Raw genomic sequence first — 12,134 nt, 5'->3', positions numbered from 1 at the left:
CATTATGAAATCAAATTATATTAAATTAATAGTTGCTGTTTTTGCAATAACTATTTTAGGCTCTTGTTCGGATGATTTTTTAGATAAAAAACCAACAGAGTTTGTGGATTATGATGGCGCAACAAAAACCACAGAAAATCTTATGACACTTTTGAACGGGATTCATAGATCTTTATACAAACAGTATGAAGATCAGAGTCAAGCTGGTTTAGGAGGTTTAATGGAGCAAGTGGATATTGCGGGCGATGATGTCGTTTTTCCAATTACAAATGGCTGGTTTTTACAAGTATATAATTGGAGTGCATTCAATAATGAAAATTCTACTGAACTTCGTTTTCCATATAGAACGTATTATAGAATTATACGAAATGCAAATACAATTATAAATGCGACAGATGCTGCAGTTGGTTCTGCTGCTGACAAAAAAATCGTAAAAGGAGAAGCTTTAATTTACAGAGCGTTTTGCCATTATCAACTAGTGCAATTGTTTGGGAAAAGATATGTGAATGGGGTTACAAATTCACAACTAGGTGTGCCGATTATTTTAACGGTTGGAAATGACAAATTTCCTCGTTCAACTGTTGAAGAAGTTTACGTTCAAATTAATAAAGATTTAGACGAAGCTAATATTTTATTAGTAGGTTATACAAAACCAAATAATTCCCATTTAGATTTAAAAGTGGCACAAGGATTAAAAGCTAGAGTAGCTTTGACGCAAGGTAATTGGTCAATAGCTGCGGAATATGCTAATAAAGCAAGAACTGGAAAAACCTTAATGCCAACAACAGATTATATTTTAGGATTTAATGATTATAACAATAAAGAATGGATGTGGGGAAGTCATGTGAATGAAGTTCAAACAGAGTATTTTGGAAATTTCGGAGCTTACATGTCTAGAAATTATAGTTCTACTGTTATTCGTTCTTGTCCGAAAGCAATCAACAGTAAACTTTATAATTTGATTCCTGCAACGGATGTTCGTTCTGAAATATTTGATAAAACAGGAAAACATACAGCTTTAGGGCTTCCTTCAAATTTTGTTAAATTCCCATATACAAGTCAGAAGTTTTTAGCTGTTAGTACAGGCGACAGCAGATGCGATATTCCATACATGCGCGTGGCCGAAATGTATCTTATAGAAGCAGAGGCAAAAGCAAGACTTGGAATTGCAGATGCTGCAAACGTGCTTTTTGAATTTGAAAAAACTAGAAATCCGTCATGCACTTTTTCGACAAATTTAGGACAGGCTTTGGTTGATGAGATTTTACTTCAAAGAAGAATAGAATTATGGGGTGAAGGTTTTAGATTTTATGATTTAAAACGTACTAATTCTCCACTGGATAGAATCGGAGCAAATCACGATTCAGGAATTGTAAACGGAGTTATGCAAGTCGCACCAACAGACAAAAGATGGCAGTGGTTGATTCCTAAAGTTGAAATTAATGCAAATCCTTTAATTGAACAAAACGAATTATAATCATTCGCAAAAGTCATTTTGCTGTAATTTGATTAAAAAAACCTTCATATCATTTTAACTATTTTGGATTAGTATACTTTTTAGAGAGAAATAATGCAAGGGATAAACCGTCTATACTTTAGACGGTTTTTTTTATATGCAAAAAGCCGATAGTCCTAAAAACTATCGGCTTTTTTACAACTAACACAAACCATTTTTATTTTACGAACTTATCGATAATTGCATCTGATTCAGCTTTTGTAGCGTTTGGTTTTAAATCAAACAAAAGTGAATAAAGCGCTTTTCTATCAACTTTAGCTTCTAAGTTTAAGTCTTTATGTCTGTCAAAAAGTGTTTGCCATTTATCGCGAACATTTTTCCAAAGGGCATTATTTTCTTTCCACCATTTTTGAGCAGCGATACATTTAATGTCTGGTACTTTAGTATAAACATCAAAACCTTTTTCCTGTGCTAAAAGAGCATCTTTTCCGCTGTCATCTCTAACCAATTTATCATTGTCTTGCTCGTGATTCCATCCAGTAGAAGTAATTTCGTGAATGTTTCTTCTTTTTAAAACATTGTAGTCATTACGTTTTGTTTGCTCTCTTCTTGGTAGTGGAGCATCGGCAACGTTTGCCCAGTAATCTTGTCCGTCAACATGTACCCATGTAGAAGATCCTTCATATCTTGGACTATCATCTACCTGATATACTTTTTGAGTCCATTGTCCTTTTACTGCTTTTTTATCCAGTTTTTTATATTTCCATGAAGTGCCTTTATCAAAAGTATATAAGTCTGTGTTTTCGAACATCCAGTCTTGTCTCCAGTGTTTGATAATCATATCATCGCTTACAATCAATAAATGCTGCATAACAATTTTGTTTGGCGTGTCTTCTAACAATTCTACCCATTCTAAAGCAGATTCATGTTTAGTTTCTGATGGTTTATAAGTAAGAGAGTCTTTCGGATAGGAAAAAGTTTCAGTGAAATTGAATTTTACTTCATAACAACCACACATTGATTTAATAGACTTAATGTCTTGCTGTTTTTTGTCCTGACTGAAACCAAGGCTACATGTCAATGCTAGTACAGCTGAAAAATAGAGGCTTTTTGTAATCATAACTTATTGTTTTGTTTTTAAATTTTTCGCAAATATAAATAATTTATTTAGAACAAATAAAAATAGTTTATATATTTGCGGCATTATTAAGATTGAATAAAAATAATGAAAAGTAAAATTACTCTTTTTGCGACAGCGCTTTTTTGCCAAATTTGTGCATCTCAGGAAATTAAAAAAGATAGTGTTGAGGTGAATAACCTGTCGGAAGTAACGGTGACCACGGGAACGAGAACCGAAAGAGTGTTGTCTTCATTACCCTTGCCAATGACAATCATAACATCTAAAACTATCATGAAAGCTGGTGTTACAAGATTAAACGAAATTTTGAGCGAACAAACAGGGATTATTATGATTCCTGATGAGAGTGGTTTTGAAGGAATTCAGATGCAGGGTTTAGATGCGGCTTATACAATGATTTTGATTGATGGTGTTCCGCTTGTTGGAAGAACTGCAGGAGTTTTAGACTTATCAAGAGTTTCTGTTGGAAATATCGAAAGAATAGAAATTGTTAAAGGAGCATCGTCCGCTTTATATGGTTCTGAGGCTATGGGTGGAGTAATTAATGTAATTACAAAAAAGCCTAAAGAAGATTTGTTTTCCGGCAGTCTTTCTTATAGATACGCGACATTTAATACTAATGATGCAAACGCAAATCTTCTTTGGAAAAAAAAGAAGTTTTCGGCCAATCTTTTTACTAACTTTTATTCTACAGATGGTTATGATTTAGATAAAAGTACGCCTTTAAAAAATGTTGAATCATTTTATAATTATACTATTCAACCAAAATTTTATTACGATTTTTCAGAGAATCTAAAATTAACGGTAAGCAATCGTTTTTATAATATGAAAATGGACAATGTAGCCATTATTGATTCTGAAAATTATAAAGGTGATGCGAAAGAAAATGAATGGAACTCACAAGTAAAAGTGGAACATAAATGGAATAGCAAATTTTACTCTGAATACGAACTATATGCTACAAATTATAAAAATGATTCATTCTTAAACGATTCAAATAATGTTTTATTTGAACAGTCTTATTACGATCAATGGCTTTTACGTCCGGAAATTAGAACAACATTATCTCTTAAAAATGACAAAATAACGGGTGGTGTAGGGTTGAATTATGAAACTTTAGACAGAACTTATTTTGATAAGAATGTAAATTTTAATTCACAATATATCTTTTTGCAATATGATTGGAATCCAAGTGAAAAATGGAATGTCCTTACCGGAATTAGATACGATAATCATAGTGTTTATGCCTCTCAGCTTAGCCCAAAACTGGCTGTAAACTATAAAATAAATCAAAATTTTTCTTTGAAATCATCAGTAGGTTATGGTTATAAAGCTCCCGATTTTCGTCAATTGTATTTCGATTTCACCAATCCTTCTGTTGGTTACACCGTTTTAGGTTACAATGTTGCTGAAGATCGTTTAAATCAATTTGAAGCGCAAGGTCAACTTTTGAATAGAACTGCTGGAGTAAACTTTGATAATCCTTTAGAAGCAGAAAGTTCAATAAACTTCAATTTTGGTACATTTTTCAAGAAAGATAAATTAAAGATAGATGTAAATGCATTCTATAATTCAATTCAAAATTTAATTGATACTCGTGTTGTAGCTCAAAAAACCAATGGACAAAGTATTTTCAGTTACTTTAATATTAGTGAAATTTTTACATATGGTTTGGAATTTAATTCTACATATGATTTTACCAAAGAATTCTCTGTTTCGTTTGGATATCAATTCTTAACGGCAAAAGATAAATCTGTTTTGGATAATTTCGAAGATTACCAATATATCCGTAATTCAGATATGCAAACGGTTCAAATTAGCAAGTCAGATTATTTTGGATTGTATAACCGATCGAAGCACACGGCCAATATTAAATTTTCATACACTATTCCAAAAATTAAGACTGATATCTATTTGCGTATTTTTTACCGAAGTAAATATGGCATGTTTGATACAAACGGAAATCAAATTCTCGACAAATACGACACATTTGTTAGTGATTACTTCTTAGCAAATTTTTCAGTTTCAAAAAACATAGGTGAGAACTTTATGCTACAGGCAGGCGCAAACAACTTACTTGATTACACAGACCCAAGTCAAATTAGCAATCTGTCAGGCAGACAGCTTTTTGCAAGAATTCAATATAATTTTTAATCAACATTTATTTAACACATTTACAAAAATGAAAACAAAATTCTTAAAACTTTCGCTTTTAGCATTATTTATTTTTACAGCATCTTGCAGCAGTGATGATGATAAAAATGAAATCCCGGCAGTAGTAACTACAAAGGTTTCTAATCTTGAGGCTCCACAAACAGGAGGTCAAGGACAGCCAGTTGGTGGACCATTCACAAAATTTAGTTTTTCTGAAAACAAAGTAGTAACTGATAATAACTGGGATATCGCTTTCCGTGGAACTACAATTATTGTTAATGGAGGTGCAAAAATTGGTATTACTGATGAACCTGAAAGAACTGGAACTGGAGCTGTTAGTATTGTTTCTGGTACATTTGCTAGCGTAACGGCTTTCCCTGCTGCTACAACTTTTGCACAGGATGGTAACGCGACTTATGCATTTCCAACTTCTGGAGCTAATGCTTGGTACGACTATAATGCTACAACTCATATTATTTCTGCAAAAGCAGGTAAAGTATTTGTTGTAAAAACACATGATGGTAAATATGCAAAAGTAGAATTGTTAAGCTATTACAAAGATGCACCAGCAACACCTGATGCTACTTCTGCATCAAGATTCTACACTTTCAATTTTGCTTACCAAGCTAATAGTACTACAACATTTTAAAAATATAAGTAACCTCGAATAAACTTGTTATTCGAGGTTATTTTTTTAGATAAAAAACATTGGATTTTATTGTTAAGCTTTATTTTTTTTGAATAGTCAATTTTTTAAAATTATCGAATTGGAGGTTTTCATTATAAGTGATAAAAACAATAAGTTATAAAATTGGATTAGAAAATAAAGTGGTTAATTCTGAAAAGTCGTTTTCGATTAAACTTCAAAAATTTAGTTAATCATTAGCTTTGTTTTTTTTATTTTTTTTTGATAAAGAGGCCCGATTTTTCGGGCCTCTTTTTTTGTTTTAGTTTATTGTTAAAAATTAATTATTAGTTAATGTTTAATCTTATCTTTGCGCATATTTTTTTATAAGGAATTAACAGGAATTTTAGAAGCTTAATTTTTGTAATCCATACTTCAAACTTTTAAATTACAAGTGAATACAAAATCTTATTTTTTTCAGTCTTTCGCGATTGTAGCATTAGCATTTGTTGCTTTTATTGGATTCAAGCAAATCTTGCCGAATAAAATTTTTTCTGAAAGCAAAATGAATTCCAAAAATGTACTGATCGATAGTTTGCTTCTTGAGGCTGTTGCCAAAGATTCTCTTAGCGATAACGACAGTATCAATGCAATTGAAGATGCCGAAGGAAAAGAAGAAATCGTTTATAATAATATCGAAGGAATCGAATTTCCTTCTGAAACTTTTGATAATTATAAAGGATACCAATATTTGATTTCATTCTACGAAAAGTTATATCAATTAGAAAAAAATCCTGGAAACAATGTCAGAATTGCATATTACGGTGACTCAATGACCGATGGCGATTTGATTGTGCAGGATGTTAGAACCAATTACCAAGAGCGTTTTGGTGGAAATGGAGTTGGTTTTGTTTCTATTACTTCAGAATCTGCTGCGTCGCGAGGGTCGGTAAAATCTACTTATTCTAAAAACTGGAAAGCACTTTCTTATTTAAATGTAAAAAATCCTTCAAGTCCTTTTGGAGTAAACGGACATGTGTTTTTTGCTAATGATAAATCGAACCCAACTTGGGTACAATACGAAGCAGGAACCAATAAATATTCTACAACTTTAGATAATCCGACTTTATTTTACGGAAGAGCTTCGAAAAAAGGGAAAGTGAATTTTATTATCGGAAAAGATACTTTGAAGAAAAATCTGAGTCCGAGTAATTTGATTAATACATTAAAAGTAACTTCTGGTCATTTAAAAGCCTTTAAAGCTAATTTCATAAATGCAGATTCGATCCCGATTTACGGTTTTAATTTTGATAACGGAAGCGGTGTTCACGTTGATAACTTCTCACAAAGAGGAAATTCAGGTTTGCCAATTTCAACATTTAATGCCAATGTGATGCAAGGTTTCAATAATAATCTAAAATATGATTTGATTATTTTGCATTACGGAACAAACGTATTGAATTACGGAACCAAAAATTATAATTGGTACGAAAGGGGAATGACAAAAACAGTTAATAAAATAAAAGAATCGTTCCCGAGAGTTTCAATTTTAATTGTCTCAACAGCAGATAAATCGACCAAATATGATTTGGAGATGAAAACAGATTCGGCAGTTGTCCCTTTAATGAAAGCACAGAAACATTATGCGCTTGAAACAGAATCAGGATTTGTGAATTTATATACACTGATGGGAGGCGATGGATCGATGGTAAAATGGGTTGATGAAACTCCGGCGAAAGCCAATAAAGATTACACGCATTTTAACCAGCGTGGGGCAAAAGCAATAGGGAATTTATTATATACACAATTAAATAAAGGTTACGAAGAATACAAAGTATTGCGTGAAAAACGTGAAGCCGTTTCTAATCAACAGAAAGCAGCTCGAAAAACTAAAGCAGATTCCGTTTCTGTAAAAAATGATAGTGTTAATGAATAAACTAATTATTTTTTTCTGTTGCCTTTTTCTTTCAACAAATGGAAAGACGCCAAAAACAGACTCACCTCCAATAACAAAAAATATGACTCACAAAGTTGATTCAATAGTGATTGATCCGATTTCTGATGATCCAATTTATAATGCGAAAGCATTAAATGATTTTTTTGAAAAACTGAAGAAAAATGAAAGCGACAATAATCAGAAAATAAATATTGTTCATATTGGGGATTCTCATATTCAGGGCGATTTAATGACCAATGAAGTGAGAAAGAAACTGCAGCAGCAATTTGGAAATGCAGGACGTGGATTGGTTTTTCCGTATCAACTGGCAAGAACAAATGGTTCTTACAACGAGCGTTTTTATTCGAACAGAAAATGGGAAAGTTATCGAAATATTCTTCCATTAAAAAATGTTCCGGTTGGGTTGAGCGGAATTGCACTTTGGAGAGATAATGGTGGTTTTGCTGTAGAATTGCGAGTAAAAGATATGGCTTATAAATTTAATACCATAAAAGTTATTACGCCGCAAAATCAGAATATGTTTGATCTGGCGACTTCATCTCAGGTTAATTTGATTCAGTCAACAGAGAAAAAAGTAATCACTCATAAAATTAAAAAAGGCGAGGCGATTTCTACTATTGCGGACAAATACAATATTTCGGTTACAGATATAAAAAGAGCAAATGGACTGAAATCAAATAATATTCGTGCCGGAAGAACACTAAAAATTCCAACAAACGAAACAAAAGAAAAAACGATAAAAAGTTCTGAATTTATTCCTTTAAATATAGAGTCGAATTCATTTTGCCATTATTATAATTCGGATAAAGCATTAGAGAAAATTTATTTGATTCCGAACAAAGAAGCTTCAAAATATGAATTGAATGGAATTGTTTTAGAAAAGGATGCGCCAGGAATACTCTATAGCAGTATAGGTGTAAATGGAGCCAAATATTCAGATTACAATAAATATCCTTTATTTTTTGAGCAGTTAAAAGCATTGCATCCGGATGTGTTGGTTTTTTCACTTGGTACAAATGAAAGTTATGACAGATTGGAAGCGGACGGTTATATTAAGCATTTAAGAGAATTTATTAGCAATATAAAAGCGCAGAATATAAACGTTCCTATAATTGTAATGACACCGCCGCCATCTTTATTAAGAAGAAAACCAAATACCTTTATTAAAGATTATACCAAAGAAATTTTAGAAATCGCACAAAAAGATGGTTTTGCAGTTTGGGATCTATATGACGAATTTGGTGGAATGGACGGTATTAGGAAATTAAAAACGCAGGGATTAATTGGCCCGGATTGGGTTCATTATTCTAAAAAAGGATATGAAAAACAAGGAAACTTGTTTGCACTGGCAGTTTTAAAAGCATACGATAATTTTAAATTAAAGAATTAAATTGATAACAATAGATAGCATTAATAATTGGTTCATCCAAAATTTTGGTGCAATTACAATAGAACAAGTTAAAAGCTGGTTTGTTTATAATCCAGACGAAAAATTATTATTTAATACCGGTTTATTCTTAGGTTTATTTCTGGTTTTTTATTTTGTGTATGCTTTTTTGCGCAAAACATTTTATTTGAGATTAACGTATGTAATTCTCTTCTCGCTTTTCTTTTACTATAAGTCAAGCGGAATTTACTTTTTGCTTTTATTGCTTTCTTCAGTTGTTGATTACGGACTCAGCCAGATTATTTTTAAAGCAACAAAAGACAGTACAAAGAAAATTTATCTTGTTATAAGCGTAATTCTGAATTTAGGATTATTGGGTTATTTCAAGTATATGAACTTCATGATTGTTACTTTCAATGATATGTTTCATGGCAATTATCAGCTTCATGATATTTTTCTTCCTGTCGGAATTTCGTTTTATACGTTCCAGTCGATGAGTTACATTATTGAGATTTACCGCGAAGAAATTAAGCCAACCAAAAACTACATTGAATATTTGTTTTTCGTTTCGTTTTTCCCACAATTAGTTGCCGGACCAATTGTACGCGCAAAAGATTTCCTTCCGCAGATTTATCAAAAATTAAATCTTTCAAGACAAGATGTAAATAATGCTTTATTTTTGATTATTGGCGGATTGATTAAGAAAACAGTTATCTCGAATTATATTTCCGTAAACTTTGTAGATCGTGTTTTTGATACGCCGTTGAGTTATACTTCTTTTGAGAATTTAATGGCTTCCTACGGATATGCAATTCAGATTTATTGTGATTTTTCCGGATATTCAGACATGGCAATTGGTATTGCTTTATTGTTAGGGTTTAAATTGCCAGTCAATTTTAGAACGCCATATAAATCAACTTCGATAACTGATTTCTGGAGAAGATGGCATATTTCGCTTTCAACTTGGCTGAAAGACTTTTTATACATTTCGATGGGAGGAAACCGAGAAGGTTCTTTCGCTGGGTATTTATTCCCGAGTTTATTTTTCTTTGGATTATTGGTTTGGGGAATCACAAGTTACAATACAAGTATAATTCCTTTGATTGTTGCATCAGTTTCAATAGTACTTTTTTGTTTGTCATTTTTACTTTCCAGCAAAAAGAAACAAACTCTGGTGACCAATTTGAATTTATTCACAACAATGCTTCTGGGCGGATTGTGGCACGGAGCGGGAGCACAGTTTATTGTTTGGGGAGCTTTACACGGATTAGCTTTGGCAATTCACAAAATTTTCGTGGAGATTTTCCCTTCCGAAAAAGATAAAAGTCCAAATTTCCTTTGGAGATTTTTCTCAATCTTAATTACATTCCATTTTGTAGTTTTCTGCTGGATTTTCTTCCGTGCAAGAGATTTCGAAACTGCTTTGCAAGTAATCAATAATATTGGCCAATTGACTTTCGAACCAGAACTTTGGAAAACAATTGTAATTGGCTATAAAAACGTATTCGGATTAATGTTGTTCGGTTATGTTTGGCATTTCTTGCCAGAAACATTCACAAACGGAATGAAATCTGTTTTTGATAAAACTCCAATTTTGGTAAAAGCAATAATTTTAGGTTTCGTTTACTGGATTGTTTACGCTACAGCCGTAGCAGGTTCACAGCCGTTCATATACTTCCAATTTTAAAGGTTCATAGGCACAAAGGCACAAAGGCGCAAAGGTTTTATTCTTTGCGCCTTTTTTATTCCCGCAGATTTAGCAGATATGAGTGATTTTTTTATACCCAATATGAAAAATAATCTGTTTGGTCTGCTAAATCTGCGAGAAACAAAAAACTTTGTGCCTTAGTGTCTTCGTGGCAAAATTGCACTTAAATAAAAATTGCCTGAAATATCTAATTAGATTATCTTTGCACTTCAAATAAAGAAAATAATATGTTTGATAATTTAAGCGATAAGTTAGATAAAGCGTTCCATATATTAAAAGGACACGGTAAAATTACAGAAGTAAACGTTGCCGATACTTTAAAAGAAGTTCGTCGTGCATTACTTGATGCCGATGTTAACTTTAAAATTGCTAAAGATTTTACCGCTAGAGTAAAAGACAAAGCAATTGGTCAGGACGTACTTACAACTTTACAACCAGGACAATTATTAGTTAAACTGGTAAAAGATGAGTTGACGGAATTAATGGGTGGAGATGTTGCTGGTGTTAACTTATCAGGAAATCCAACTGTTATTTTGATGTCAGGACTTCAAGGTTCTGGTAAAACTACTTTCTCAGGAAAATTAGCCAACTTTTTAAAAACTAAGAAAAATAAAAAACCGCTTCTTGTAGCGTGTGATATCTACCGTCCTGCGGCGATCAATCAGCTTCATGTTGTTGGAGATCAAATAGGTGTTGAGGTTTACTCAGAACCAGAAAACAAAAATCCTGTTGAAATTGCTCAAAATGCAATCAAACACGCAAAAGCAAACGGTTTCAATGTCGTAATTGTCGATACAGCCGGACGTCTTGCGGTAGATCAGGAAATGATGGACGAAATTGCACGTGTTCACAAAGCAATTCAGCCACAAGAAACTTTGTTCGTTGTAGACTCTATGACAGGACAAGATGCAGTAAACACTGCAAAAGCTTTCAACGATATCTTGAATTTTGATGGAGTTATTTTAACGAAATTAGATGGTGATACTCGTGGTGGAGCTGCGCTTTCGATCAAATCGATTGTAAACAAACCAATCAAATTTGTTGGTACTGGAGAAAAAATGGAAGCAATTGATGTTTTCTATCCAGAACGTATGGCTGAGCGTATCTTAGGAATGGGAGACGTTGTGTCGCTTGTTGAAAGAGCTCAAGAACAATTTGACGAAGAAGAAGCAAGAAAACTTCAAAAGAAAATCGCTAAAAACGAATTTGGTTTTGATGATTTCTTAACGCAGATTCAGCAAGTTAAAAAAATGGGTAATATGAAAGACTTGGTTGGAATGATACCAGGAGCTTCAAAAGCCATGAAAGATGTAGAAATTGAAGATGATGCTTTCAAACATATTGAAGCCATCATTCACTCGATGACGCCAGGAGAAAGAAGCAAACCTGCCATAATCGACGTAAAAAGAAAAGCCAGAATCGCTAAAGGTTCCGGAACTAAAGTCGAGCAAGTGAATCAGTTAATGAAGCAGTTTGACCAAATGAGCAAAATGATGAAGATGATGCAAGGTCCGGGCGGAAAAAACCTGATGAAAATGATGGGCGGAATGAAAGGAATGCCGGGTGGTATGCCAGGCGGAATGCCAAGATAAAAATAGTAAAAGTTTCAAGTTTCAGGTTTCAAGTTAGAGACTGAAATTTGAAACTTTTTTCGATACATTAATAAGGTTTCGTTTAAACCGGAAACCTGAAACAACAAAAACTTTAAA

Annotated in this window: 8 protein-coding genes; 7 read left to right on the top strand and 1 reads right to left on the bottom strand. The window is 32.8% G+C overall.

Annotation, left to right across the window (positions count from 1 at the left end; translation table 11 throughout):
* Nucleotides 1-4 precede the first annotated feature (4 nt).
* Nucleotides 5-1,477 carry a RagB/SusD family nutrient uptake outer membrane protein gene (locus BD847_RS18525; RefSeq protein ID WP_115889757.1) on the top strand — a complete coding sequence of 491 codons (1,473 nt, stop codon included), beginning with the start codon at nucleotides 5-7 and terminating at the stop codon, nucleotides 1,475-1,477.
* A 196-nt stretch (nucleotides 1,478-1,673) separates the two neighbouring features.
* On the opposite strand, the gene BD847_RS18520 is transcribed toward BD847_RS18525, so the two are convergent.
* Nucleotides 1,674-2,576 (bottom strand): DUF6607 family protein, encoded by a 903-nt coding sequence (locus BD847_RS18520; RefSeq protein ID WP_115889756.1) that lies wholly within the window; start codon nucleotides 2,574-2,576, stop codon nucleotides 1,674-1,676.
* Nucleotides 2,577-2,681: 105 nt separating this feature from the next.
* On the opposite strand from BD847_RS18520, the gene BD847_RS18515 reads away from it, so the two are divergent.
* The 6 genes from BD847_RS18515 to ffh all read left to right on the top strand — a co-directional run bounded on the left by BD847_RS18515 (nucleotide 2,682) and on the right by ffh (nucleotide 12,017).
* On the top strand, nucleotides 2,682-4,748 hold the full coding sequence (locus tag BD847_RS18515) for a TonB-dependent receptor plug domain-containing protein (RefSeq protein WP_115889755.1): 2,067 nt from the start codon (nucleotides 2,682-2,684) through the stop codon (nucleotides 4,746-4,748).
* A gap of 28 nt (nucleotides 4,749-4,776) precedes the next feature.
* Entirely contained in the window at nucleotides 4,777-5,397 is a 621-nt protein-coding gene (locus BD847_RS18510; protein WP_115889937.1) for an HmuY family protein, read from the top strand.
* Between the two features lie 430 nt (nucleotides 5,398-5,827).
* On the top strand, nucleotides 5,828-7,309 hold the full coding sequence (locus tag BD847_RS18505; RefSeq protein ID WP_115889754.1) for an SGNH/GDSL hydrolase family protein: 1,482 nt from the start codon (nucleotides 5,828-5,830) through the stop codon (nucleotides 7,307-7,309).
* An 82-nt stretch (nucleotides 7,310-7,391) separates the two neighbouring features.
* Nucleotides 7,392-8,720, top strand: a complete 1,329-nt coding sequence (locus BD847_RS18500) for a GDSL-type esterase/lipase family protein (RefSeq protein ID WP_244201636.1) — start codon at nucleotides 7,392-7,394, stop codon at nucleotides 8,718-8,720.
* Nucleotide 8,721: 1 nt separating this feature from the next.
* Complete coding sequence (locus tag BD847_RS18495; RefSeq protein WP_115889752.1) at nucleotides 8,722-10,404, top strand: MBOAT family O-acyltransferase; 1,683 nt, start codon at nucleotides 8,722-8,724, stop codon at nucleotides 10,402-10,404.
* Between the two features lie 248 nt (nucleotides 10,405-10,652).
* Nucleotides 10,653-12,017, top strand: coding sequence for a signal recognition particle protein (gene ffh, locus BD847_RS18490; RefSeq protein WP_115889751.1), 1,365 nt, complete (start codon nucleotides 10,653-10,655; stop codon nucleotides 12,015-12,017).
* Nucleotides 12,018-12,134 lie beyond the last annotated feature (117 nt).

This window comes from Flavobacterium cutihirudinis (assembly GCF_003385895.1).
Classification (GTDB): domain Bacteria; phylum Bacteroidota; class Bacteroidia; order Flavobacteriales; family Flavobacteriaceae; genus Flavobacterium; species Flavobacterium cutihirudinis.
This window is presented reverse-complemented; position numbering and strand designations above follow the sequence as displayed.

Excerpts from the sequence above, each read along its gene's own strand:
- BD847_RS18515 (WP_115889755.1), top strand. The coding sequence starts at position 2,682 with ATGAAAAGTAAAATTACTCTTTTTGCGACAGCGCTTTTTTGCCAAATT.
- ffh (WP_115889751.1), top strand. The coding sequence starts at position 10,653 with ATGTTTGATAATTTAAGCGATAAGTTAGATAAAGCGTTCCATATATTA.
- BD847_RS18525 (WP_115889757.1), top strand. The coding sequence starts at position 5 with ATGAAATCAAATTATATTAAATTAATAGTTGCTGTTTTTGCAATAACT.
- BD847_RS18510 (WP_115889937.1), top strand. The coding sequence starts at position 4,777 with ATGAAAACAAAATTCTTAAAACTTTCGCTTTTAGCATTATTTATTTTT.
- BD847_RS18520 (WP_115889756.1), bottom strand. The coding sequence starts at position 2,576 with ATGATTACAAAAAGCCTCTATTTTTCAGCTGTACTAGCATTGACATGT.
- BD847_RS18500 (WP_244201636.1), top strand. The coding sequence starts at position 7,392 with ATGACTCACAAAGTTGATTCAATAGTGATTGATCCGATTTCTGATGAT.